This is a genomic window from Paenibacillus sp. BC26 (assembly GCF_900116125.1).
GTDB classification, from domain to species: Bacteria; Bacillota; Bacilli; order Paenibacillales; family Paenibacillaceae; genus Paenibacillus_Z; species Paenibacillus_Z lignilyticus.
In genome coordinates this window covers 390,609-415,030 of the sequence record NZ_FPAD01000001.1, presented here as the reverse complement: position 1 = coordinate 415,030, position 24,422 = coordinate 390,609, and the positions used below count along the sequence as shown (strand labels likewise).

Sequence of the window (24,422 nt, the reverse complement as noted above, 5' to 3'; positions counted from 1 at the left end):
TAACGGTTGCTAGCGTGGCTATTTTATAAAAACTAAGCCTATCAACACGCTAACGGTTGTGACAGAGGCTATCTGCAGCAAACCCGCCGATTGCAAGTGGAAAACGTTCAAATAAGCTCCCTGGCAACCGTTAGCCTATAAAACAAGTCTATTTAGGCTAAATAACCACTGTCGCAACCGTTAGAGCTCGAATGCGCGGCCAAACATTCGCTCATCGCGGAAACAGCGACAATGCGACCTGCTCAATACGCTGTGCTCCGGCTGCGATCTGCTCCTCTGTCAAATGCGAGAAACCAAACAGCACCGATTTATAAGGCTCATCGCCTTCCCAGGACGAGTCGCCGACAGACCAAAGTATGCCAGCCGCCTCACACGCAGCTTTAAGGCGGGCATAGCTTGCCCCATCGCCCCGCCACTCGGCATACACATGAAGTCCCGCATCCGCAGGAACGAACCTGAACCACCTGGTCAGGCGCGGCTCAAAATGCTCGCGAAAAGCAAGCAGCCGACGTCCGATGACCCGCTTCATCCGCCGCAGATGACGGGAATAACAGCCGCTCAGGATAAAATGCGCAAGCGCACGCTGTTCCACAAGCGCGGATGGATGCGGCTCCAGCAGCGCTTTGGCGAGGCGAAACGGCTCCGCCAAGGACGCGGGCAGCACTACATATCCGATGCGCAACTCGACGAACATCGTCTTCGAGAAGGTTCCCATGTAGACGACACGATCCTCCCGATCTAGCGCCTTCAGCGGCTCTACCGGCCTGCCTCCCCAGCGCAGCTCACTGTCGTAATCATCTTCAATAATGACGGCGCCTTGCGCCCCCGCCCATTTGAGCAGCCCCACTCTTCGTTTGGCCGACAGCACCGCTCCTGTAGGAAATTGACGGGTTGGCGTCACAACAAGCAGCTTGGACGGCCAATCCTGCGGCACAATGCCTTCGTTATCCACGGGCGCCGTAAGAATCGTACCGCCGGCAGCAGCGACTGCTCTGCGAATGCCATTAAAGCTCGGATTCTCCACCACCACGGGCGAGTCGGGACGGACGAGCAGCATGGACAACAACGCGATCGCATGCATGGAACCGTTCGTAATGTAAATTTGCGATGCGTCCGCGCGTATTCCGCGTTCCCGCCGCAGATCCTTCGCAATCGCTTCGCGCAGAGGCAGATAACCTTCGATTTCACTGCTTATCGCTGGGAATGCAGCCATCATCTCGCGAATCTCGGCGTGCATGGCTGCTTTCCATTCCTCCACCGGAAATTGTGACGAATCCACATGGCCAATCCGAAAGCTGATTACCTCCGCGCCGGTTGCTTCCGCGACAGGGTGATTCTCGATGGTCGTGAACAACCTCTTCGATGAAATCAACTGCTCCGCCCAATCCGATAATGCGATATTCGCACTCACAGACGTCCCGGCTCCGGCCACGCCATCTCCAAGAGCAGCAGCGGAAGAAGCTGCGCTCACAAAAGTGCCGCTCCCGCCTTCGGCCCACGCATAACCTTCCGCAACCAGCATGTCATACGCCTGATTCACGGAGCCCCGCGACACGCCATACAGCTCAGCCAGCTTCCTGCTGGATGGCAGCCGCGTTCCTCCCGCCAAGGTTCCGCTCATGATCCCTTCACGCAGCGCATGGAACAATGCCTCTGTCTTGCGTCCGAGTTCTTCGTAGTACCGCTCATAGGGAATCCGAAAATCCATGTCCATAACGCTGCCAGCCCCCGTCTATTTCTCACCCGATAATTGGTCTAATGAAAATAGACTAAATTGGATCTTTTTAATTGTCAATAATCGCAGTATGCTCATACCTATTAAGTCCGGCGCGCAGGCAACTTTTTGCAAGGTACAAAGTAATGGAGGGGGATTCACGATGCGCAGGAAAGAATTTGCGATGAACGAAGAAGAGAATAACGAGGAAATCGAAAGCTTTCTAAACGAGATGAGCTTCGGATTTCTGGGGAGCGTAACGGCAAGCGGCGAGCCAAGCATGACTCCGCTGAATTTCGTCTATGTGAATGGAAGCATTTATTTTCACGGAAGCAGAGCCGGGGAGAAGATGACGCAATTAAAGGCCAACGAACGCGTCAGCTTCATGGTCGCCAAAGAATATGCCATCATTCCTTCGTATTTCACCGATCCATTGATGGCTTGTCCGGCAACGGCTTTCTTCAAATCGGTTCGCGTGGATGGCTGTGCAGCCGTTGTCGATGATCCCAATGAGAAAGCAGCGGCTCTTGAAGCGCTAATGCGCAAGCTGCAGCCGGAAGGCGGATACAAAACCATCGATGCAAGCGACCCCGACTATATCCCTCGCCTGAAGGGAGTAGCCGTCGTACGTATCGATGCTGACCGGATGACAGGGAAGTTCAAATTCGGTCAGAACCTGAAGCCAGCCGAGAAAACAACCATCACAGACCAACTGGCGCAACGCGACCTGCCGATGGATGCGGAGACGATTGCCATGATGAATCGCTACTGCCCTCATGCACGGCAAGCTACGGGCGACTAATTCGCGAATAAGAAAAAGAGCCTATCGGATTTCCGATGGGCTCTTCCCTGTATACTGCTTGAACTGCCTGCTGAAGAAGAAAATATCGCGATACCCGAGCGCATCGGCGACTTCCGTCACATTCATGCCGGCATGCATGAGCAAATGCTGCGCCCGATCGATGCGCGTGCGAATCATATAATTCTGCACCGACGAGCCGATCAGTTCCTTAAACTTAATCGAAAAATATCTCGGCGACAGCTGCGCGCGCTGTGCCAAATCCTCCACCCGATGCGCGATCCCGGGGTTTTGCCGAATATAGTTGGCCACCTCATGAATGGCTTCCGTCAATTGGTTGCTGACCTTCCGCTCTACGGGACCTTCCAGATCCTCACGCAGCAAGTAGATCATAAGCTGCTTTAAGATCAACTGCGCCTCTTCCTCCGCAGCGAAGGTTTTCACAAGAAACAGACGTACATAACGGGACAGCAAATGCTCGAAATCTACCGTTTCCTGGAGCATCCGATAAGATTGCGGAACGATACCGACATTCTCTGAAACGTCAAAATGAATATAAGTCAGCACAAGCGGCTTCTGCGGGTTATGCGTCGCACTGGTATAATCCCCCGGCTTAAACAGAAAGCAGCTCCCTTTACTGACTGAGAAGGGGACGCCGTTTAATTTCACTTCTCCGCTCCCGCTCCATACATAGAAAAGATCGTAATTCGCCAGCGGTTTTTCGCGCTTTTGCCACTTCCAGCCCGGCTCGCAGACGATTTTGGCCAACGCGGGTTTTAATTGAAAAGATGTCGGCGCACAGTGCAGCATCTCAGCTTCCTCCGTTTGCAAAAAACAATATCGTTGTCATCATACAATACTGCGATTCCTTTGCCAATATGGACACCCTGCAGGATGGACGACCCTCATGAAATAATTGTTGCAAAAATGTGATTGTAACATGGCCTTCCACTCCCAAACAGTGATATAATATCTCCTAAACGGTTTCCAATGGAAACCAAACGAGAATGAAACGCCGGAAGGATGAATGAAGTCGATGAACCCACTTGCCCAGCAATTGAACGCGACGATTGAGCGAGAGAATGGTCATGTATTCGCCATGTTGTCAACACTCGGTAAAGCTATTTATTTCCCGAAGGAAGGCATTTTGAGCCAATCTGCCGAAGCAAAAGCGAAGGCGAAGAAGTACAATGCAACAATTGGCATTGCCATTGAGAACGGCCAGCCTATGCATTTGAAGGTCATTCAAGACACGCTCTCCGCTTATAATCCGAAGGATCTCTATGAATATGCACCGCCGGCCGGCAAGCCGGAGCTGCGTGCCGCATGGCGCAGCAAAATGCTGAAGGAGAACCCTTCGCTTGCTAATAAAAATTACGGCAATCCTGTTGTAACGAACGCCTTGACGCATGGCCTCAGCATTGTAGCGGATCTGTTCGCAGATGCGGGAGACGCCGTCATTATTCCGAACAAGAACTGGGAAAATTACGAGCTGACCTTCGGTATTCGCCGAGGTGCCGAAATCGTCCAATATCCACTCTACAACGAAGAGAACCGCTTCAACAGCGATGGACTTCGCGAAGCATTGCTTGCTCAGAAGAGCAAAGGCAAAGCGATCGTGGTGCTCAACTTCCCGAATAACCCGACTGGCTACACGCCGGGTGCGCAGGAAGGCATTGAAATCGTTGCTGCCATCCGCGATGCGGCTGAAGCCGGCATCAACGTTGTAGTCGTTACCGACGATGCTTACTTCGGTCTGTTCTTTGAAGGCTCCATGCACGAATCGCTGTTTGGTCAATTGTCCGATCTGCACCCTCGCGTGCTGCCGATCAAAGTCGACGGTGCGACGAAGGAAGAATACGTATGGGGCTTCCGCGTAGGTTTCATTACGTATGCAGGTGAATCCGATGCCTTGCTTGCTGCCCTTGAGCAGAAGACACTCGGCATTATCCGTGCAACGATTTCCAGCGGCCCGCATCCTTCCCAAACCTTCGTGCTTCACGCGCTGCAATCGAAGGACTTCGAACCGCAGAAGGAAGAGAAGTACGCGATTATGAAAGGCCGTGCCAACCGCGTGAAGGAGCTACTCGACAGCGGCCGCTACGGCGATGTCTGGTCTTACTATCCGTTCAACTCCGGTTACTTCATGTGCCTCAAGCTGAACAACGCGGAAGCCGAAACCGTCCGCACTCGTCTGCTCGACGCTTACGAAATCGGCACAATCGCACTTGGCGAAACCGATCTTCGCGTAGCCTTCTCTTGTATTGAAGAGGAGAATCTCGAGGAGCTGTTCGATACCATTTACAAAGCCGTACAAGATGTCGCGGTTGCCAGCAAATAAATAGACGCTCCTATTCGTTTACGATAAACAGAAAAGGCAGTGAGAGAAGGTCATGATAATGACCTTTTCCTCACTGCCTTTATTTCATGCCAGCGCCAGCCGGACCTTTTAAGCATACCGCTTCGCTGACGTCATGCGGACCTCTTTATCCAGGATCACATGATCCACGAATCCTTCATCCTCGATAACACTGTTGCACATCACAATACTGTCGCGGATGACCGCACCTTTACGCACATGAACCCCTTCGAACAAAATGCTGTTGATCACAGTGCCCTCAATGATACAGCCATTCGCAATAATCGAATTGCTTGCCCTTGAGCCTTCAACATACCTCGCAGGCGGCTCGTCATTCAGCTTCGTTAGGATGTTCCCCCGCTGGGCAAACAATCCTTTTCGAATACCGGGACGCAGCAGCTGCATGCTGTTCTCGTAATAGCTGGCCAGCGTATTAACCACGCCTAAACAGCCTTCATGTACATAGCTCTGAATATGCAGTTCATCGACTCCGCCCATGATGGCATGCTCCACGAGATGATCTTGCCCTCGCGCCAACGAGGTATCGACCAAATCAAGCAGCAGCTCCTTGCGCATGATATACATCTCCATAGAGATCAAATCATTGTCCGCATCGTCCGCCATCTTCTCGATCGAGGTGATGCGGCCGCTTATATCCGTCTTGACCTTCCTTGCTTTGCCGCCCAGCAGATCACTCATTTGCTTGCAAATGATCGTAATATCCGCCCCGCTTGCCTGATGAGCAGCGATTGCCGGCTTAAAATCCACGTTACAAATCATATAACCGCGTGTAATCACGACAAATTCGCATGAATGATGCATAAAGTAATCCCGATTTTGATAAAAATGGTACAGGTCGCCGCGTTTCGTTTCATGGGCATGCTCCATAATGAACGGAGGAATAATGGATAACCCGCTATCCCGCTGCTGAAGATCCCAGTGTTGACCCGAGCCGAGATGATCCATCAAGTCGCGATATTTCGTATGGGCGAATATGCCGACCTTCGTTATGCCGGAGTTGGCCATACTCGATAGTGCAAAATCGATCAGCCGATATTGGCCGCCGAAAGGAACAGACGCTAAGCAACGACTCGCCGTAAGAGACCCCATTTCATCCGGTGCATGGATGAGATTGATTATGCCGAGAATATTTGCTTGCACAGCTGCTCTACCTCCGATATAGATTGATTCACAACCGTTACCTCACTGAATTCCGGGCTTCCGATCGAAGCACCATCAGGGATAATCGTTCCCTCAGCCACGATTGCCTTATAGATGCTGACGCCCTTGCCAATTCGTACACCCGGCATAATAACCGAATTGTGGATTCGGCTGTCCGGCCCAACATGAACGTCACAGAAGAGTACGGAACCTACTACGGTCCCTTCCACAATGCAGCCTTCCGTAACCAGCGAATTCGATATTTTTGCCCCTGCTGCCATAAACTGTGCCGGACGATTCGGCTGAACCGAATAAATCGGCCACTGATAATCGTTCAAATTAAGTGAAGGCGTCTTCGCTAACAGATCCATATTCGCTTCCCATAAGCTCTCAAGCGTGCCGACATCCTTCCAATACCCGTCAAATGTATAGGCGTCCATCTTCATCCCATCATCGAGCATGGCCGGAATAACGTCCTTACCAAAATCATTACCCGAAAGTTCATTCGCTTCATCGCGAATCAAATACTGCTTCAGTGCCTGCCACGAAAATATATAAACGCCCATTGAAGCAAGATTGCTCGTAGGTACTTTCGGCTTCTCAACGAACGAAGTAATCGCCCCTGAATCGTCGACATGCATAATGCCGAAACGACTCGCCTCTTTCAGGTCTACCTGAAGACAAGCGATGGTAACATCGGCTCCACGCCTCTCATGCTGCTCCAGCATCCGATTATAATCCATTTTATAGATATGATCGCCTGAGATAACAAGCACATATTCAGGCTCATACTGTTCGATAAATCCGATATTTTGATAGATTGCATTCGCCGTGCCTTTATACCATTTACCGCCTTTTTGTTTCATATAAGGAGGAAGAATAGACATGCCGCCGTCGCGCCTATCAAGCCCCCAAGGGCTCCCGTTGCCCAAATAACCATTCAGTACAAGAGGCTGATACTGCGTTAGCACACCAACTGTGTCAATGCCCGAATGTACACAGTTGCTTAACGTGAAGTCAATGATTCTATACTTCCCTCCGAAATGAACTGCAGGCTTCGCCAACTCCTGTGTAAGTACGCCTAATCGCTTTCCTTCGCCTCCAGCAAGAAGCATAGCCACCATTCTTTTTTTGCTCATCAACAACATCTTCTCCTTCTCTAATCAAGCTTACGTACCACCGATAATGCCGCCACAGCGTTCAGAGTCAACAATAATATATATCCTTATTTACATATACAATTTTCCATATATTTGAAAATGAAAAATTGCATTAAAATCCAGCTTTAAATTATTAAACTAGGACTAATTGGTCATTTGATAGGTTCGAGAATTGCTCTCAATTCGTTATTCAGTATACCTTCCAGCCATAAAGTTTGAATCCTACTTCCAGCACATTCGTGCCCTACGATTCGACAGTGCCGCTTCTCAGATATGTCGAACCGCAATAGCCCCATTCTTTCAATGGATAAAATAATTTATGTACGAATGCATTATTTATTCTTTTCTGTCCATTTTTTCACAGAACGTCCATAAAAATTGTTGTTTCTTTTTCTTCTACCATAAAACTGTCATTTTCCTGAAAATCGCTTCAAGCATGTACGTTGTCGAAAAGAATTTGCATGATCGCACTGCAATTTCGCTTGAATGTCCGGATGAAGCGTTGCCACAAATACCAGTCTCCTTTTAACGACGCTTTCCGGACGATTTGTCGTAAACTTTCATAGAAAAAGAAGCAACCTTAGTCCTATTGATAATGGACCGAGATTGCTTCTTACGTTGCACTAATCTTCATCCGGATCAAAAACGAGCTTGCGCTTCACTCCACCCGGCCTCAGCGCCAGGACATAGAGCAGCGACAACACAAGTGCGGTCAACGCCTGTACCGTGAACCCTTGCGAGGGCAGCAGCAGTATCTGCGGAAGCCAGATAATAATGGCGCACAGAAGCGCAGCCAGACGATCGACGCGCACAACGGCATCATAGCGGGTCTGCTCCGGCAGTGGATAGACATGCCGCCAGACCGAATGCCGGTGCGCCTGCGTAAGCGCGCTTAATTGAACCCCGCTCAGCCAGACGAACAGAATACAGACACCGGCCGATCCCCAGCCTGACCACAGGCCGGAATAGGCAGATAACATCCCCGTAAACACACCGAGCCCAGTTAAACGCAGTAATATGCCGCCAAGCTCGGTACGTATCAGTGTAAAGGAATACAGATAGACAAATGCATTTTCCCTCCGGTACCGTATCCGACCGGCAATCCACGATGCATAACGGCGCGACTTGACCGCGGCCGATTCAGTGGGTACATCCGTGAAGGCCCCGAAGAAGACATCATACCTGCGCCGCGTGCGTTTCTCTTCTTCAATAAGCAGCAGCCACGGAATCGGATAACGCGGCATACGCAGGTAAAGCAGTCCGAAGAGGAAACAAACAACGGCGAGATAAATCGCCGTCTTCCATATCTCGGTATGCAGCAGCGCCGCTACGCCTACCGCGGTTGCGGACCAGCGGAGCAGCCGAATGCTGCGCCTGCTTCCTGCATGGACAAGCTGGCGCTCGCGCCAAGCTGCCCCCATGTGCAGCAGCTTTAACAGCAGCGCCGCAGCTACGATTACTATGCTGCTTGTCTGACCATGCGCCGCAATATAAAGCGGTATATAGATGCCGCACATCAACAGAACCGCAGCCAGGATGCCCATGCCATTATAACGAAAGGACCGTCGCAGATAAGACGGCAGCTGCGCTTCACGCGGCACCAGAAATACCACGTCTGCCTCGCGCAGCCATGTCCGCAAGGGACTCCAGCAAATGAGCGGCGTCAGCACGGCTACGCCAACAAGCGTGATCGGGAAGGCGGCCGGCATATTCCGCAGCAGCATCCCATATCCGGCTAAACCGGCCAGCAGCAGCATGATCGTTACACCCGGCAGCCCGCTCTGAACAATGTAGCGAAAATAAGGCAGTGCTCCTCGCCAGAATGTACTTGAACGCGTACGCCATAAGGAATCAACCGATCGCTCCATTAGACCCTCCACCTGCCACGAGCCGGTAGAAGGCTTCTTCCAGCGAACCGGCTCTGCTCTCACGCGGCATCCCGGCTGCCTCGCACACATCCTGCAGCGTGCCTTGCGCAACAACAACGCCTTGATGCAGCACGATAAACCGGCTGCAATACGATTCTACCGTCGATAAGATATGGGAGCTCATAAACACGGAGGAGCCCTCTTTCGTTACCTCGACCAGTTTATCCAGCAGGGAACGAATGCCGAGCGGATCGAGGCCAAGGAACGGTTCATCAATGACATACAGCGCGGGCCTGGCGAGCAGCGCATTCATGATCATGACCTTTTGCCGCATTCCCTTGGACAAGTGGGCGGCGAAAGCGCTTCGCTTCGGCGTCATATAGAACTCATCGAGCAAGCTCTCTGTCCGCTGCTTATATAAGGATTCATCTACATTGTAGGCCATGCCCGTCAATGCCAAATGCTCCTCAACCGTCAGCTCGTCGAAGAGCAGCGGCGACTCCGGCACATAGGCCAGCGAGCTGCGATAGGCCTCCGAATTCTCCGCCAACGTGTGTCCGCTAATGCGAATCTCCCCGGTATGCGGCTGCATTAGCCCGAGAATATGCTTGATGGCCGTACTTTTGCCCGCACCGTTCAGTCCGATGAGTCCAACCATTTCACCCGCTCCAACTTCAAAAGACAAGTCGTGGAGCACCGGCCTGCGGGGGCTGTATCCGCCTGTTAACCCTTTTACCTCTAAGACTGGCTTCATCGTAATCACCTCTACATTCTCACCCTGATACTACCAAATTTTCGGCAAAATGAAAAATCGCAAGCAAAAAGGCCCCATGCCTGCAGCGATGCAGGTCATGGAGCCCTCTAAGTGCTCGAATATTATAGTACTTTGATGGAATAAACGAGGTTATTAAGGACAGTCAGTTCAACCGCATGACCGGCTACCAGCAATGCTGCGTTGCCAACGATCGCTACGTCAGGAGCCGTGTTAAACACATACGCTTGTGTAGTGCCGTTCTCTGTGCGCGTGATCGAAATCGTTGCGATTTTACCTTGCGCATTCAAGGAATAGGAGTTGAACAAGCCAACTTGAGTTGTAACGGCAGGCTGCTCAGAAGCCAGCTTCGTCACTTCGATGAACACGACTTTGTTTTGGTACGTACGAACAAGAACTTCGTCGCCGGCTTTCAGTGCCGATACCGCAACCTTCACGTTATTACGGAAAATGAAGACGTTCGGGTCAAGCGCAAGTGCCACTTCGGTGTTGTTTGGTTTCACAACTACGATGGCGTTGCTTGCAGGATCCGCTTTCAACTTGCCTGTGATGGCTTGTGCATCTTGATCCGGAAGCTGCTCATCCGTACGGTCAAGCAGGGCAGCAAGCTCTGCGCGTGTTACCGGTTGGTTTGGACGGAAAGTGTTATCCTCGTAACCCGTGATAAGACCTTTCTCGATGGCTACTTGGACATAACCAACGGAACCTGCAGGAATTTTATTCTCGTCGCGGAAGTTAAGGTCAGAGTTTACTTTCGCTTTCGCTTCTGCTTCCAAGCCCAATGCTTTCACAAGCAATGTTGCCGCGAACAAACGAGTTGCCGGCTTGTCCGGTTGGATCGAATCGTCTGTCTCGCTGAACAAGTCTTTCTCAAGCGCTACAGCCACGTATCCAACTGCCCATGGGTATTTCTTGGCCAGCACGTCTGCGTCTTTGAAGTTCAGCTTCGTGCTCATCTCAGCTTGCGATTCCGCTTGCTCTTTCAAGCCCATCAAACGAACAGCCGCTACGATGGATTCGATGCGCGTAATCTTCTGCTGAGGCTTGAACGTGCCGTCATCATAGCCGTTGAACACGCCTTTGGATGCCAGACGGATAATGTACTCAAGCGCCCACTTCAGCTCTTTCTCATCCTTGAACTGAAGGTTGATGCCGCGCTTATCATTATCTTTCTTATTATCGTTCTTTCCGTTGTTGCTTTGATGATTGCCTTTATCGTCATGTCCTTTGTCGTTACCGTGAGCAAAAGCGCTGCCTGCGCCACCTGCCAGGGTTAGTAACGCCACTGATGTAATTGCCGCCTTTTTCAAAATGGCTTTTTTCATGGTGCTGCCACTCTCCTCGCGAATGCGGTCCGTGCCGCTTTTTTACTTTCGCTCATATCGTTCGGGGAGTGGCACGACATTTAAGGGGGTCATGGTCAAAATAAAGTTCGTCCGTTCGTCAAAAACCGAGGTTTGACGCGGAAAAATCAATCTTATTTTTCTTCGGAAGCCGAGTAAGCCAATGGGAAATATTGATTGTCGTACAGGTCGCCTTCCTTCGGACGCGGGCCGAGCAGACGAATGTTATCGACGTTCTGGATTTTCTTATACGCCGTGCCTTGGGGAATATAATGGGCAACGATGCTAAGGCGCGGATCGTTGGAATAATTTTGTCTTGATCCGTGGATCGTATAGGAATGGTGGAAGCTGACTTGGCCGGCTTTCAGAATAAGCGGCTCTTCGCGCCATGGCTTCTCATCGACTTCCATTTGCTTCTTCACTGCTTCCAGCTCCGTATTGAAGAAGCCGTCGGAGTTCAGCAGTCCCCATTTGTGAGAACCTGGGATAACTTGCATGCAGCCGTTGGAGAGATCCGTATCCTGCAGCGCGATCCACGCCGTTACCAGGTTGGTTGTGTTGGTGCACTGCCAGTAAACGTAATCCTGATGCCAGCCTACGTTACCTACGGACGTTTGCTCGCCTTTGCCGGTGCCCGGCTTATAGATCGCTTGGTCATACCAGACGCGAACTTCGTCCGTATTCATCAAGTTTGCCGCCAGTTTGCCGAGTTTACGAGCGGTTACCGTTTTGTACACCTCGTCGTTAATCCACCAAGCATTGTCGATCTTGCGCAGACGGGTCGGATTGTCACTAGGGAACCATTCCGTAAGCGGGAATGCGTCACCGTCGAAATCTTGATTCCAAATGCGATCATGCGCTTTGCGCAGCGCTTCTACCTCTTCCGCATCAAAGACAACCGGACTGATCCAGTAGCCGTTTTCCTCATAAAATTGTTGATCCAGCTTTGCTTGTTCCGCAGTGATTGGTTTCATTGCTATCGCCGTCCCCTTTATTTGATCAATTTGTATATCCATACCTAGAATATACAGTCGGAAACACGTTATGTATTGTATGTCTACTTCTCCATTTGTATAATTGTAAGATGAATTGGAGGGGTTCGCATGCATGCCGACAACCAGCCTCGCATCGGCGTGGAGGCGCTGATCAAGTTGGTCGATCAGAACTGGAGCCATATTCGCATCCATTCCTGCGGGTTCTGGGAGAACTTGGGCTGGGATGGTCCAGGCCGATGGTTCGAGCTCAATTACTTGACCGGCGGGAGCCAGCTTGTCATTCAAGACGGCCAGTCCGTTCAATTGAAGCAAAATGACCTGCTTGCCGTACAAGATACGCTTCGCAACAGCTCCTGCACAGGCGGGCAGTTTCGGCTTTATTATATCGGCTTCTACTCGGACAAAACGGAGATTAATACGGCTTTCCGAGAGTTGTTCGCCAAACTCAAGCTGGACACTCGGCCGATGGCGCTTCAAGGATTGCAGCAGGATTATCAGGCGATCATGGCCGATCTGAACTTAGGACGGCAGGATTCGGTCCTTGTGAAGCAGCATTTCCTGCATCTGCTCTTGCGCATCTATCATGGTGCGGCCCAAACTTCACAGAGCGCGCATTATAGACTCATTCATGCGGTCATGAATGACTTGCATGAACGAGTCGGCAATACAGGCGAACGCCTGCTGCTTAGCGAAATTGCAGCGCGATACTCGCTGAACGAGCGCTACCTCAATCAGCTGTTCAAGCAAGAGACCGGCGTCACGATCGGCATCTATATGAATGCGATCCGCCTCGAGCAAGCCAAGCGGCTGCTCGAAACAACGTCGATGCCGATCACGGCCATCGCGCACGCCGCCGGATTCTACGACGGCGCGCATTTCAGCCGCACGTTCAAAGTCAAGGAAGGCGTCTCGCCGCAAGAATACCGGGCGATGCAGCGACGGAATACATTGGACTAGTCCGGCCTCTGTCACGGACTCCCCATGGTCGAAAATGGCCTCGCGAGAAGAAAGAACGCATTTATGTGGTTCCCTCCCGCACATTAACCACCTCAATTCACAATCACACCATGCCTGCTTCTCTCACCCCACACTCAGCCGACCACTCTTCTATCTCCCTTACATCTGCCAGCCTTCCGGTCTCTAAAACAACCCACGTTTCTACCCTTTCACACAATTGCCCTTCTTACTCCCGACTCTCCCTCAACCTTCTGCTGCCAACCCTTACTAAACATCGTCCCCGCCCCGGGTCGTGGTGAATAATGGACCTTCGGCGGATTCCCCGCGAAACGTTACGTAATAAGATTAGTGCCAGGAACGCTATACCACCGCTCATCACAACCTAGGAGGCAGCAAGTATGAACCACGTCAAAATCTCACAATTGAAACAATCGATCGCGCCATACGAGAAACCTCATGCCAAATCGAGTTTTATTCAGCTTGCCAATACAATCGGTCCGCTTCTACTCCTCTGGTACGCAGCCTATGCGAGCCTTTCTATATCCTACTGGATCGCTCTTCCGCTGACATTCGTCGCTGCCGGATTTCTAGTCCGGACGTTTATTGTTTTTCACGACTGCTGCCATCAATCTTTCTTTAAAAACCGAAAAGCCAACGATATTCTCGGCACCATCTTAGGCGTGATGACCCTGTTTCCATACCATCAATGGAAGCAAAGCCACTCCATTCATCATGCCACGAGCGGAAACTTGGATAAGCGAGGAACCGGAGATATGTGGGTACTCACAGTAAACGAATATAACGCCGCTCCGCTGCGAACAAAACTGGCCTACCGCGCTTACAGGCATCCCTTCGTAACGTTCGTTATCGGGCCGATCTTCGTTTTCCTCTTTACATACAGATTCAACCGCAAAGGCGCTAAACGCAAGGAACGCCTGAACACGTATTTGACTAATGCTTTCGTAATTGCTCTATACGCGTTACTGACGTGGGCAGTTGGATGGCAAGCATTCGTGATGATTCAAGGGCCCGTTTTTCTCGTATCCGGCTTACTCGGTGTATGGCTGTTCTATGTGCAACATCAATTCGAGCATTCTTATTTCGAGAACGACGAGGAGTGGAACTTTGTCCAAGCTGCTGTCGAAGGAAGCTCCTATTACAAGCTGCCGAAGCTGATGCAATGGATGACCGGCAACATCGGGTTCCATCACGTTCACCATCTAAGCCCGAAAGTGCCGAACTATCACCTGGAGAAAGCCCATCAAGCCTCTCCTCCCTTGCAAAAGGCGACAACGATTACGATTGGCACAAGTTTGAAGTCGCTTCGATTCCACTTGTGGGACGAAAACAGCAAATCGTTTGTTAGCTTCCGCGATCTGCAGCGCTTCTCCAGCTAATCCGGTTCCCATTGCGCACACAAAAAAGGCCGTCTCGACAGTAGCTCTATCCTACTGTTGAGACGGCCTTCCTTCAACCTACTGCTGCTCGCCGTCGCGCTTCGCTTTCAGCCACTTCGGCGCGCCTTTGTTCTTACGCTCTTTCTCTTGGTCGCGCTTCGACTTCGTCGGCTTCACCGGCTGCTTCGATGCCGGCTTCGCAGCTGCTTGCGGTCGGCCCGCCGAGGCGCCGATTCTCTCGCCGCCGGAGCCGCTTGCCTCCGCGCTGCTGCGATCGTTCGCCGCAGCCGGCCGCGAATCGGCCGCCGTCGCCGGGCGCGCCGGGCGAGCTGCGCTAACGCCGGCTTTGCCCGCGCCAGCGCCTGCGCCAGCTCCCGCTCGCGCGCTCGCACCTCGCGTCTCGCCGCCGAAACTTGCTCCGCGGCCGCCCTGTTCCTCACCGGGATTCCACAGCTTCCCGTGAGACATCGTTTTCTCCTGCAGCTCAATACCCAGCTGCTTGCGGAATTTATCCATAATGAACAGCTGGTTGCGCGTCACTATGGAGATAACCGTGCCCGGCTTGCCCATCCGGCCGGTACGGCCGGAGCGGTGGACATAATGATCCGCATCCAATGCCGGATCAAGATGCACGACCAGCGGCAAATCCGCGATATCGAGTCCGCGCGCCGCAACATCCGTGGCCACCAGCAATTGCAGACGGCCTTCACGGAATCGAGCCAGCGTGGAAGCGCGTTTCTGTTTATCGGCATCGCCGTACAGCGTCTCCACGCTAAACCCTTCATAGCTCAGCTTCGCTTCATAGTTGGCAATTTCATCGGTCTCATTGATGAACAGCAGCGCAGAGGCCGGCTTCAGCATCCGAATGAGCTTCCTCGCGGTATCGGCTTTATCGCGGCGTTCACATACGACAAAATAATGCTTCACTTGCTTGCCGGCATTCTGATCTGCCGTCACATCCACGCGCTGCGGGTCCTGCATCCAGCGTGCTTCCACTTCAACCATCGCCTGCGGCCTTGTCGCGGAGAAGAACGCAATCTGCCGATCACGCACCATGCCTCGCAGCAGCGTTTCCACCTCGACGGTCGAACCCAGATTAAATACTTGATCCGCTTCATCGATAATAACGAGCCGGATATGGTGCAGCTTTAGCTTACCGGACTTCACGATTTCATGGATACGTCCCGGCGTGCCAACGACAACATGCGGATGCTGCCGCAGCTTCTCGACCTGACGCTGCATCGAGGCGCCTCCAATGAGCTGCTGCGTCTTCACGCCGATCGCTTCACCGTAAACTTCCGCTACTCGGAAGATCTGCATCGCCAGCTCCTGCGTTGGTGCGATCACCATAACCTGCACATCCTGCTTGGCCGCATCCACACGCTGGAGCGCCGGAAGCATGTACGCCAGCGTTTTCCCTGTTCCCGTCTGTGATTTGGCAGATACATCATGCCCTGCCAACAGAACGGGAATCGTTGCCGATTGTACCGGGGTCGGTTTCTCAATTTGATTCGAAAGTAATGTTTCTACCAGCTGCGGACGCAGCTGCAATGTTTCCCATGTCACGTTCATCAAACTCCTCATCTGCTTGCTTCCTAGCCTATTTCCGATTCAGCCAGCGCCCTGCGAGCCTGTCTGCCAATCGCGGAAATAATCCGTAAATCCGAATGCCGATCGATGCCGAGCGCGGCAAATCCACTTCCGGCTTTCTCCGTTTCATCACTTGCACAATCACTTCAGCCACACGCGCCGGCTTCAGCATAAAACCTTGTACTTTGCTCGCATAGTGACCTTGCGGGTCTGCTATATGTAGAAAAGGGGTATCAATTGGCCCCGGATTAATCGCCGATACATAAATATTCATCGAAGCAAATTCCGATCGCATCGCATTGGTCAACCCAAGAACGGCATGTTTGGTTGCCGCATAACCCGAAGACTTGGATGTGCTAAGCTTCCCAGCCATAGAAGCCACATTAATAATATGGCCCCCGCCTTGCTTTTGCATAATAGGCAGCACGGCTTTGGTACACCGAATGATGCCCATATAGTTCGTATCCATCATCTCTTGGAATCGCTCGATCGGAGCATCCGCAAACAGCTCAAATACCCCATAACCCGCGTTGTTCAGCAAGATATCGATCCGGCCAAAATCCTTCGCGATGAGCTGCACCACGCGCTCAACCTCAGCATTGTCGGTTACGTCCATCTTATAGCAGCCATTCGAGCCTCCGATAGCAGCCGCAACCTCCCGGAGCTTATCGAGCCTGCGTCCGGTAAGGATCGGAATCGCCCCGGCTGCCGCAAGCAATTTTGCCGTTTCCGCGCCAATCCCGCTTGCGGCACCGGTTATAAGTACAATTTTCCCACGCAACATCGTGATCACCTGACTTTCAGTTTACTGCAACAGGTACAAATAGGCAAAATAGGACCGCTACTTATGGCCCTAAACACGAAAAAAAGCTCCACTGGGAGCTCGAATCGTGTTACGATGCAATTAGTACTTGGATGTCCAGCTCTCCGATCCCATCCATAATCAGCGGAATGGTTAACGCTTTCGCAGCCTTAAAATCAGCCGCCTGAGATGAAAGTACCAGCTTCGGAGGGGTAATATCAACGCGAACGCCTTGATTAAAGAGCATCGTGCTGGCATTACCGCTAATCATATTGCCAAGCTCCGATATTGCGCTCTTGCCCATCTCATCCATTTCCGAAATGATATATCCGCCCATCATCGCCGACACCATTTTCAATGCTACTTCTTCACTTAATCCAAATACAATATCACCGTTCATTTGACCGTTTATACCAATTTGTATCCAAATGTAATCTTGAGTGAATTTAACTTCTTTCACGCCGAGCTGACCCGTGGACGGCCGAATTTGGATGACTTGTTCGATGACTATTTTAGCGGACTCTAAGAAGGGATTAATATATTCAGCCTTCATCGTGAGGTAGCGCCCCTTTTCGACTTGATTCGATGGCATTCGTCTTTATCAATGATTATACAAGAATTGTTAGGTCAAGTATACTACTCAATTAGAGCAATAGTTTAAAGATTTGTAGAAATGCGTCGAACAAGAGTCTTTGGGAGGATAACCGTGCCGAATGTATGGACTCATTTTCTATTCGGGCAGCAATGCCTGCAAGTGCTCGGCGAACAGCATCTGATTGCTGCGCCGCACCGAAAATATATGTTTAATATGGGCTGTCAGGGCCCGGATTTTCTATTCTATCATCGCTTCCTGCCTTGGCAGAAAGGGAAAACGATGGGTCAGCTCGGGAGCGAAATGCATCAATTTCACTGCGGCCCCGTTCTTCTGGACTTATTGGATGCGCTGGATAGTACATCAGATGCAGATGCGGCGAGAGACGATGCGCTCGTCTATACGCTGGGTTTTGTGCTGCATCATTTATTGGACCGTGTCATGCATCCTTATGTGTTCAGCCGCTCCGGCTCTCGTAAATGGGATCATCAACGCTTTGAAGTCATTATGGATACACTCATTGTTCGCAAGCTGCTTGGAACGGAGACGTGGAAAACTGAGGTATGGCGCGAAATTAACAATCGAGGGGAGCTCCCCGCTTCCGTTATAGATGCGTTCGAGCAGATTGCCGCTGTCCATTATCCGAATCACGCTCCGCTGATCCGCCGTGAGCACTGGACAGGTGCGATGCGCGACATGATTGCGGCGCAGCGCTTATTCTACGATCCTACCGGAATCAGACGTTTGCTTACGTTTGGCAAAATCGAACCATTCGTTTATAAACGCGATCCGCTGCATCAACTGGATATATTAAACGAGTCCCATGCGCCATGGCTGGATCCGGTCGATGGGCAAACGCTGCATACTGAAAGCGTGTGGGAATTGTGGGATATCGCGATGGCAGAAGCGACAACGGTCATTAGTGCCATCCTGGTATGGCTTCGGGAGAAAGACCCGCTGCAGCCGATTCTTGGCAGCAGTGAAATTCCTTCCCCCTCCAAACATCAGCTTCGCGAAGCGGTCGCGCAATTGATCGGCAACCGCTCCTACGAAACAGGACTTGCTTGCGACTGCGGGGCATCCATTCAATTCGAAGATCCGATCTGGTCGACGATTTGATGTTAAGAAACTTGATTGATCTTCATCCGGCGGTAACGAAGGCGAATCAATCTTAACCGATCATAGATCAGATCAATCGACTTCCCCTTGCCTTGGACAGCTTCTTCACCATACACGCGCTGCAGCACCGGCTTCAGGTAGCGGTCGCCAACGGCAATATACGCATCCCATACAAGCTGCTGCTCCGACTCCGGCATGGACTCCAGCTCTCTCTCGATCAACGGCTCAATGTCGTATCCTTCTGTCTCGAGCTTCTCGATCCGTTCCATGAGGTCTCTGCGAGGCAGCTCGGTCTGAGCGAGCAGTCCTTCCAAGGAGTTGCCCTCCGCTATTCCACGAAGCAGCTTCTGCTTCTCCTGCTGGCGATCCATCTGCGATTTATACTTATTTTCCTTCTGCTTATAGACCCATTTGATGTACACCTTAGGATCGATTGCGGCAGATACCCAGTCTAGCGGAAAACTTCTTTCGCGCTGAAAATTCCGCGTAATTGCGAGCACGTCCTCGGCATATGCGGCCTGCTTCGTCTCGCCCCATCCCGGTATTTGCATCAGCTCTTCAGGCTGTTGCGGCACAAAGCTGCTGAGCATCCAGAGCATCCGGTTGGATGCGATCAGATAAGCCGATTTCTTCCCCTCCACCGCTTTCGAGCGGCGCCATTCGCGAAGCGCTTCGAACAGAACGGGATCGGTGTTCATTTCCCCATAACACTGGATCATCGAATACAAACTGCCCAGCCCGTCTTGGCCGCGGCGTTCCTCCAGCATGCCGTCAATTAACGGCGAATAGCCTTCCCCCATCTGAACGGCAATGCCATGGCGAAATGCCGTCATCATTTCTTCCCACGAGCCGCCCTCAAACCAAACTGCTTGCTGCTCATCCAGCCCGTTTACATAAGATTCCGTCCAAATAACTGACCATACACCGTTCTGCTCGCAAATGGACAGCTGCGCTTGTTCGGCACGGCTGTCTTGTCCTACTTTCTCAAATGTGTTCAAAAATACGACCTGCATGCAGGCCACCTCCACCCGAATGATTAGTTTGATCAAACTCCGAAGCAGCGTGAGCAAGGTGAAATATAAGATTGGTAAAAGGTGAAACTTACACTTTCTTATATAGACACAAAAAAAGCACCTCTAACGCCATAGATATGGCGAAAGAGGTGCTTCCTCACGATGCAACGATTTGATTGCTCACATCATAGCATAGCCGTCTAAGCGTGACAAGAGTAATTTTCCAATTTCATGGCTAAGCGCCTGATTGCCCCGTCGCGGAAAGGAATGCTATGATAGATGCAGAATAAAGGAGGAACTCGAAATGCTGCTGCCCGATTATGATTTTATGTCCGATACGACGGAGCAAACGACAACCCGCTTCGTCACTTTTATAACGCCTAACCTTAAGCGATTCGATCTGGCTATTATGACTACCAACCGTTTTTACGGCAAGAAGCTGATTACGGACCTGATGAGCGGCCGTACCGCAATCGTCGGTCAAGACGATTTGGACGAAGAGGGCTACCTTGAATTCACGTATAAACTGACGGAAGAAGAAGCCGCCGATCTTAAACAATTTTTAGAATTTGTGGTGGGAACGGTGCATTTTACCGATTAACCTCGGGTACACTGTAACGGTCATGAAGAAACGGCTGCCGCTGCCACAGGTGGCGAAGGTAGTTTCTTCACTTCGATATATAAGCGGAGTATAAAGTACCACTTATGCTTACTTATATATAGACCAATAGCCGCCGCAGGAGGAATCTGCATGTTTATGAAAGAAAATCGTCAGCCCTATACCGATGTAAAGACGGTCGAATCTCAGCGCAACGATATGAACGCACAAGAGTTTCCCGATGGGCCGTATGGCTCCAGGATCGTGGCCGAATCGCTTAGCACGAACAAACCTTGGCGAGTCGATCAGCGGCCGCCGAATCGATTTGATTACGAGAACCGTGAGCTGCATGCAGGCATATACCGTGATTACCCCGGCGAGGATGTTTATCCGGATGCAATGGATGAGCCTTAATCACTCTCCCACAGAAAACCCGCTAAAGAAGGAAGCACTCTCCTTCTCTAGCGGGTTTTCTCACCTTATAAGCTTCAATCCTCTTCCATAAGGGGAGCTTCTGAAATCGTTCCTTCACGAACAGAAACACGGAAGGTCTTCACCTCAAACGCCGCAAGCGCAACCGCGCAAGTGATGCCGAGCATCGGAATGTCCACTTCCGTCTCCCGAGGACTTCCGGTTGGCTCAAACAGGCGAAGCACATAATCATCGCTGCGTTCCATTTGCTTGAAGGCTCCCAGTTGAACGACCTCATCTTTAAGAATTACAAGCGGCTTCACTTTGTCTCCGCGGCCGGAAGGGAAGAAGGACAACGCATACGGGGCTTCGTTGCGCTGTACCGCTTCACGGTCAATGGCGTTAAGGCGCTCATCCGCTGCACCGCCGTTCAGCCAATACGTAAACTCGCGTTCCCCTTGATCAATGCGCGGGGAGAAACGGTCCTGTACAATAAGCGGCCGATCCATAATCGGGTGAGTCGTGTAGCCGGGACTGCGAAGCAGCGTTGGACGGATCGCCCCATCCTTAAAGTCGGAACCGTAAGTTCCGTTATTAATTAAGGTCAAGGCGGCCTGCTGCTCTGCCGAATGAGCAGCGGTCCATTTCTGCGCTACCGCTTCTTGACCTGTGGTATCCAGCGTTTGTACACCATACACCGTTTGACCGAGATAAGAAGCATCCGAGAACGTCGTTGGAATGGACAGCTTCAGCATCTTGTCCTTCTCATTCCAGAACACCCGCACATGCACTTCGAGCTCGCTGCCTTGCTTAGGGAGTTTGTACGTTAGCACCAGCCTTGAATTCTGATAAGCCAGAACAGCCTCAACTACGGTACGCACAGCTCCATCTTCGACAACCCGAACCGATGGCAGCAGAGCATGGCGTAAGCCGGAGAAATCAGAGCCTGCTCCCTTATCCATCAGCTGAAACGAACCAATATCCGGCTCAAAACGATTCGTATCCATCCGCCATGGATCCTCGTTATCAGCGACAACAACCGGCTGGAATGCCCGTTCCTTCACATACGAAACTCCATCCACAAGGTATGCATCCAGCAAACCTGTACCGGTATTAATAACCGCTTCCATACGACCGTTCGAGAAACGAATCGCTTGCTTATCGATCTCAAGCTGCGGCTGCGGTTTGGCAGGAAGCATCTCGATTCGACAGTCAAATCGATTCATGGAGGAAGGCGCGAGCTCCGCATAGAACACAGCGCGTTTGCGCCAATCCAGATTAATATTGCTGTGCTCCTTCTCAGGCTGAGAAGGAATTCGCTTGCCGTCTTGATAAACAACCGGCATCGAGAATTCGTCCTTCCAGTTCTGATCCGCCAGCATAAACTCGCAAGCAAATACGCCGGATACCGGGAATGGATGCGGGTTATAGATGAGAATCGGATATTCGCCTTCCTCTGCCTTCGGTTGTCCGGATGCAAGCGCGAAGAAGGCTCTCGCCTTCAGTCTCGAGACAATTTCGAGTCCGTGTCCGAGCAGACGCAGCGATGCATCCTCGGCAGGCTGAACCGACGAGCCCGGCAATATATCATGGAATTGCGCAGTGAGCAGATCATAGGCTGCCTGCTGCAATTCCTCTCTTGGATAAGCAAGTTTGCCGGCAATAGCGGCGGCAGAGAGCATTTTCTCGGTTACGTAGAGCTCATTCTCGAGTAAACGATGCTTCTGCTTGATCCGAATGATGGAGGTATAACAGCCGACAAAACGCGGATTCAAATCATTGGCATGTCCCGGCAAATCCGCCGCCTGCGAAGCAAGCTCAGCAAAATACTGCTCCGGCGATGAATGTACGATTTGAACATCAGTCCGCGCTTCCATCAGCTTGCCGATTTCATCTAAATCCACGCGTGATGGGCCGCCGCCATGATTGCCGACACCCCATAACATAAGGCCTAGAGGTTTGCCCTCGTGGCTGCTAAGCCAATGCTCGATCGACTTACGGGCTTGGCCCATAAGGGTATTATAGAAATAAGTCTGGTGAGCCGTCACCTCGGAGCCGTCAAAGCCGATCCACCGAAACTCGCGCTCCGGGCCAACCGTATGATCATCCGGTCGCATGAACAGATAAGAGTCGTAGCCTGCCTTTCGCATAAGCTGCACTAAACCGCGGGAATGTCCGAACGAATCGAAGTTGATCGCCGTTGTCGGCTTTGCTCCAAACTTCTCTGAGAAATAGACTCTGCCATGCAGCATCTGTCTCACGATGGATTCCCCTGACGGCATATTGCAGTCCGGCTGCAGGTACCATCCGCCCATGATGTTCCACTTGCCCAGTCGCACGAGCTCCTGAATTTCCTCGAACAATTCAGGCTCATACTCTTCAATCCATTTGTAGAGAATAACTTCATTATGATTGAAAACATACCCGTCATACTCCCTGCAAAATTCAGCGGCGGCGCGGAACGTAGAAACTGCAGCGGCAGCCCCTTCTTCCCACTCCCACTGCCATACGGGATCCAAATGCGCGTTGCTTAGCAAGTGAAGCTTGGCCATCGTTCATCCTCCCAGATCGTTCATACCGATGTTTGTTAAGAACAAAATATGTTCCTTTCAAACTTACGATACCTCACAATGGCGAAGTTGTATATAACAAAAAAAGCAATCCTACGGCTAATATCAGCCAAGTAAGATTGCTTGCTCTTCATTGCAAACGCCGTCGCGATTATTTGTCGGCCGGTTTCACTGTTTTAAGATAATTGACATAATCTTTGCTGCTCTGAGCTAACCGTACATTCGTTACGTCAGAGGTATCGTTGAGCGAGAAGTGAGGCAGATAAGTGGCACTGATAAACTCGGTAAGCGCCTCTATCGGACGCAATATTTCTTGCAGCGTAAAGCGATTGAACCCGGTTGGCTGAAAGGACTCTGCAGTGCCGTAAGTCGAGATGGCTACGCCGATTTCTTTACCGGTCGTTTTAGTGGCATTTGGTCCGTACGCCCAGTTATAGAGCAATACTTTATCGAACCATTTCTTGAGTAACGGCGGCGAGCTGTACCAATATAGGGGATATTGAAAAATAATCCGATCATGCTCTTCAATCAACTTTTGCTCTCTCTGAACGTCGATGATTTCGTCGGGATATTCCTTATACAGCTCATGAATCGTAATATTTCCTTCGTCTCGAACGGCGTTCAGCCAAGCTTTATTCCAGTTGGAGGACTCTATGTTCGGATGCGTAACAATAATTAAAGTTTTCATGAAGTTGTCCATCTCCTTGTGTCTAATTCTATCTATTAAATGGTAGATAATAAATAAACCGCGTTACCATGATTCCATTTCCCCAGCAATTCACTGGATTAACGTCAGTAGTAACTCTTCTAAACTTTTATGCTGGTTCAGTTGTGCGCTAGTTCAGTTGGACGCTAGCTCACGCCATCTATTCTATCTTTTAGTAGATAGTCTGTCAATATCCAAATCCTCTCATGCTGCTGGCCAAGATATCGTCCGTTCGGGCAATGTCATCGCAGTCGAAGTTGAGTTGGGCTAGATTGGGAGCTGAGAGTTCGCATTTGTGACTCTCGGCTCCTTGTTCCGATTGGTTTGGTGCGGAGATTTCCTTGTACTTGAATCGATTCGCTAGACAGATGAGACGTGGACAACAGTAAACAGAAATCAAAAAAATGTTGCACATACGCGTCATCGGATCTATCAAGTGGTCAATCTTGTCCATTAAAACAAAAATAACGTATATTCGCTATTTTTATGGACACCT

The 24,422-nt window shown here is 51.1% G+C and carries 21 protein-coding genes; 7 read left to right on the top strand and 14 right to left on the bottom strand.

Translation table 11 applies throughout. The annotated features are described in order from the left end of the window. Positions 1–211: 211 nt before the first annotated feature. The gene (locus BM412_RS01830) at positions 212–1,714 is read right to left on the bottom strand and encodes a MocR-like pyridoxine biosynthesis transcription factor PdxR (RefSeq protein WP_091213137.1); all 1,503 of its coding nucleotides are present in this window, start codon (positions 1,712–1,714) and stop codon (positions 212–214) included. Between the two features lie 163 nt (positions 1,715–1,877). Here BM412_RS01830 and BM412_RS01825 point away from each other — a divergent pair, with 163 nt between their 5' ends. After that, positions 1,878–2,516 carry a pyridoxamine 5'-phosphate oxidase family protein gene (locus tag BM412_RS01825; protein ID WP_091213134.1) on the top strand — a complete coding sequence of 213 codons (639 nt, stop codon included), beginning with the start codon at positions 1,878–1,880 and terminating at the stop codon, positions 2,514–2,516. A 21-nt stretch (positions 2,517–2,537) separates the two neighbouring features. Here the strand turns inward: BM412_RS01825 and BM412_RS01820 are convergent, their stop codons facing one another. Beyond that, positions 2,538–3,323: a helix-turn-helix domain-containing protein gene (locus BM412_RS01820; protein ID WP_091213131.1), complete on the bottom strand. Its 786-nt coding sequence runs from the start codon at positions 3,321–3,323 to the stop codon at positions 2,538–2,540. 226 nt (positions 3,324–3,549) lie between these two features. Here BM412_RS01820 and BM412_RS01815 point away from each other — a divergent pair, with 226 nt between their 5' ends. Then, positions 3,550–4,854: an aminotransferase class I/II-fold pyridoxal phosphate-dependent enzyme gene (locus BM412_RS01815; protein WP_091213128.1), complete on the top strand. Its 1,305-nt coding sequence runs from the start codon at positions 3,550–3,552 to the stop codon at positions 4,852–4,854. Positions 4,855–4,962: 108 nt separating this feature from the next. Here the strand turns inward: BM412_RS01815 and glgD are convergent, their stop codons facing one another. The 6 genes from glgD to BM412_RS01785 all read right to left on the bottom strand — a co-directional run bounded on the left by glgD (position 4,963) and on the right by BM412_RS01785 (position 12,150). After that, a complete protein-coding gene (gene glgD, locus BM412_RS01810) occupies positions 4,963–6,033 on the bottom strand; it encodes a glucose-1-phosphate adenylyltransferase subunit GlgD (protein WP_091213126.1) in 1,071 nt (356 codons plus the stop codon). Next, positions 6,009–7,172, bottom strand: coding sequence for a glucose-1-phosphate adenylyltransferase (locus BM412_RS01805; RefSeq protein ID WP_091213123.1), 1,164 nt, complete (start codon positions 7,170–7,172; stop codon positions 6,009–6,011). The genes glgD and BM412_RS01805 overlap by 25 nt, the downstream gene beginning before the upstream one ends. 644 nt (positions 7,173–7,816) lie before the next feature. Then, complete coding sequence (locus tag BM412_RS01800) at positions 7,817–9,061, bottom strand: ABC transporter permease (RefSeq protein ID WP_177245608.1); 1,245 nt, start codon at positions 9,059–9,061, stop codon at positions 7,817–7,819. After that, entirely contained in the window at positions 9,045–9,821 is a 777-nt protein-coding gene (locus BM412_RS01795; RefSeq protein ID WP_091220088.1) for an ABC transporter ATP-binding protein, read from the bottom strand. The genes BM412_RS01800 and BM412_RS01795 overlap by 17 nt, the downstream gene beginning before the upstream one ends. A 116-nt stretch (positions 9,822–9,937) precedes the next feature. Continuing rightward, positions 9,938–11,158 carry an S-layer homology domain-containing protein gene (locus BM412_RS01790; protein WP_091213118.1) on the bottom strand — a complete coding sequence of 407 codons (1,221 nt, stop codon included), beginning with the start codon at positions 11,156–11,158 and terminating at the stop codon, positions 9,938–9,940. Between the two features lie 152 nt (positions 11,159–11,310). Continuing rightward, positions 11,311–12,150 (bottom strand): phytanoyl-CoA dioxygenase family protein, encoded by an 840-nt coding sequence (locus BM412_RS01785; RefSeq protein ID WP_091213115.1) that lies wholly within the window; start codon positions 12,148–12,150, stop codon positions 11,311–11,313. Positions 12,151–12,279: 129 nt separating this feature from the next. On the opposite strand from BM412_RS01785, the gene BM412_RS01780 reads away from it, so the two are divergent. Both BM412_RS01780 and BM412_RS01775 read left to right on the top strand, forming a co-directional pair. Then, positions 12,280–13,128 (top strand): helix-turn-helix domain-containing protein, encoded by an 849-nt coding sequence (locus tag BM412_RS01780; RefSeq protein WP_091213112.1) that lies wholly within the window; start codon positions 12,280–12,282, stop codon positions 13,126–13,128. Positions 13,129–13,526: 398 nt separating this feature from the next. Beyond that, a complete protein-coding gene (locus BM412_RS01775) occupies positions 13,527–14,525 on the top strand; it encodes a Delta(5) desaturase DesA (protein ID WP_091213109.1) in 999 nt (332 codons plus the stop codon). A gap of 78 nt (positions 14,526–14,603) precedes the next feature. On the opposite strand, the gene BM412_RS01770 is transcribed toward BM412_RS01775, so the two are convergent. The 3 genes from BM412_RS01770 to BM412_RS01760 all read right to left on the bottom strand — a co-directional run bounded on the left by BM412_RS01770 (position 14,604) and on the right by BM412_RS01760 (position 17,470). Further along, positions 14,604–16,097, bottom strand: a complete 1,494-nt coding sequence (locus BM412_RS01770) for a DEAD/DEAH box helicase (protein ID WP_091213106.1) — start codon at positions 16,095–16,097, stop codon at positions 14,604–14,606. A gap of 28 nt (positions 16,098–16,125) precedes the next feature. After that, the gene (locus tag BM412_RS01765; RefSeq protein WP_091213104.1) at positions 16,126–16,899 is read right to left on the bottom strand and encodes an SDR family NAD(P)-dependent oxidoreductase; all 774 of its coding nucleotides are present in this window, start codon (positions 16,897–16,899) and stop codon (positions 16,126–16,128) included. Positions 16,900–17,008: 109 nt separating this feature from the next. Then, positions 17,009–17,470, bottom strand: coding sequence for a chemotaxis protein CheX (locus BM412_RS01760; protein ID WP_091213101.1), 462 nt, complete (start codon positions 17,468–17,470; stop codon positions 17,009–17,011). Positions 17,471–17,623: 153 nt separating this feature from the next. Between BM412_RS01760 and BM412_RS01755 the strand changes: the two genes are divergently transcribed. Then, complete coding sequence (locus BM412_RS01755) at positions 17,624–18,628, top strand: zinc dependent phospholipase C family protein (protein WP_091213098.1); 1,005 nt, start codon at positions 17,624–17,626, stop codon at positions 18,626–18,628. Positions 18,629–18,630: 2 nt separating this feature from the next. Here BM412_RS01755 and BM412_RS01750 read toward each other — a convergent pair whose 3' ends face one another. After that, positions 18,631–19,641, bottom strand: a complete 1,011-nt coding sequence (locus BM412_RS01750; protein ID WP_091213095.1) for an HRDC domain-containing protein — start codon at positions 19,639–19,641, stop codon at positions 18,631–18,633. A gap of 304 nt (positions 19,642–19,945) precedes the next feature. On the opposite strand from BM412_RS01750, the gene BM412_RS01745 reads away from it, so the two are divergent. Together BM412_RS01745 and BM412_RS01740 are read left to right on the top strand one after the other, a co-directional pair. After that, on the top strand, positions 19,946–20,242 hold the full coding sequence (locus BM412_RS01745) for a DUF3055 domain-containing protein (protein WP_177245607.1): 297 nt from the start codon (positions 19,946–19,948) through the stop codon (positions 20,240–20,242). Positions 20,243–20,392: 150 nt separating this feature from the next. Beyond that, positions 20,393–20,653: a hypothetical protein gene (locus tag BM412_RS01740; protein ID WP_091213092.1), complete on the top strand. Its 261-nt coding sequence runs from the start codon at positions 20,393–20,395 to the stop codon at positions 20,651–20,653. Positions 20,654–20,727: 74 nt separating this feature from the next. Here BM412_RS01740 and BM412_RS01735 read toward each other — a convergent pair whose 3' ends face one another. Further along, the gene (locus BM412_RS01735; RefSeq protein WP_091213090.1) at positions 20,728–23,202 is read right to left on the bottom strand and encodes a glycoside hydrolase family 38 N-terminal domain-containing protein; all 2,475 of its coding nucleotides are present in this window, start codon (positions 23,200–23,202) and stop codon (positions 20,728–20,730) included. A gap of 169 nt (positions 23,203–23,371) precedes the next feature. Next, positions 23,372–23,908 carry an NAD(P)H-dependent oxidoreductase gene (locus BM412_RS01730; RefSeq protein ID WP_091213087.1) on the bottom strand — a complete coding sequence of 179 codons (537 nt, stop codon included), beginning with the start codon at positions 23,906–23,908 and terminating at the stop codon, positions 23,372–23,374. Positions 23,909–24,422: the final 514 nt, after the last annotated feature.

Bases quoted from the DNA above. Each gene is read 5' to 3' on its own strand.
- BM412_RS01750 (WP_091213095.1), bottom strand. From the start codon at position 19,641: ATGCAGGTCGTATTTTTGAACACATTTGAGAAAGTAGGACAAGACAGC.
- BM412_RS01760 (WP_091213101.1), bottom strand. From the start codon at position 17,470: ATGAAGGCTGAATATATTAATCCCTTCTTAGAGTCCGCTAAAATAGTC.
- BM412_RS01790 (WP_091213118.1), bottom strand. From the start codon at position 11,158: ATGAAAAAAGCCATTTTGAAAAAGGCGGCAATTACATCAGTGGCGTTA.
- BM412_RS01800 (WP_177245608.1), bottom strand. From the start codon at position 9,061: ATGGAGCGATCGGTTGATTCCTTATGGCGTACGCGTTCAAGTACATTC.
- BM412_RS01735 (WP_091213090.1), bottom strand. From the start codon at position 23,202: ATGGCCAAGCTTCACTTGCTAAGCAACGCGCATTTGGATCCCGTATGG.
- BM412_RS01740 (WP_091213092.1), top strand. From the start codon at position 20,393: ATGTTTATGAAAGAAAATCGTCAGCCCTATACCGATGTAAAGACGGTC.
- BM412_RS01775 (WP_091213109.1), top strand. From the start codon at position 13,527: ATGAACCACGTCAAAATCTCACAATTGAAACAATCGATCGCGCCATAC.
- BM412_RS01805 (WP_091213123.1), bottom strand. From the start codon at position 7,172: ATGAGCAAAAAAAGAATGGTGGCTATGCTTCTTGCTGGAGGCGAAGGA.
- BM412_RS01785 (WP_091213115.1), bottom strand. From the start codon at position 12,150: ATGAAACCAATCACTGCGGAACAAGCAAAGCTGGATCAACAATTTTAT.
- BM412_RS01825 (WP_091213134.1), top strand. From the start codon at position 1,878: ATGCGCAGGAAAGAATTTGCGATGAACGAAGAAGAGAATAACGAGGAA.
- BM412_RS01730 (WP_091213087.1), bottom strand. From the start codon at position 23,908: ATGAAAACTTTAATTATTGTTACGCATCCGAACATAGAGTCCTCCAAC.
- BM412_RS01815 (WP_091213128.1), top strand. From the start codon at position 3,550: ATGAACCCACTTGCCCAGCAATTGAACGCGACGATTGAGCGAGAGAAT.
- BM412_RS01765 (WP_091213104.1), bottom strand. From the start codon at position 16,899: ATGTTGCGTGGGAAAATTGTACTTATAACCGGTGCCGCAAGCGGGATT.
- BM412_RS01770 (WP_091213106.1), bottom strand. From the start codon at position 16,097: ATGAACGTGACATGGGAAACATTGCAGCTGCGTCCGCAGCTGGTAGAA.
- BM412_RS01830 (WP_091213137.1), bottom strand. From the start codon at position 1,714: ATGGACATGGATTTTCGGATTCCCTATGAGCGGTACTACGAAGAACTC.
- BM412_RS01820 (WP_091213131.1), bottom strand. From the start codon at position 3,323: ATGCTGCACTGTGCGCCGACATCTTTTCAATTAAAACCCGCGTTGGCC.
- BM412_RS01745 (WP_177245607.1), top strand. From the start codon at position 19,946: ATGCTGCTGCCCGATTATGATTTTATGTCCGATACGACGGAGCAAACG.
- BM412_RS01780 (WP_091213112.1), top strand. From the start codon at position 12,280: ATGCATGCCGACAACCAGCCTCGCATCGGCGTGGAGGCGCTGATCAAG.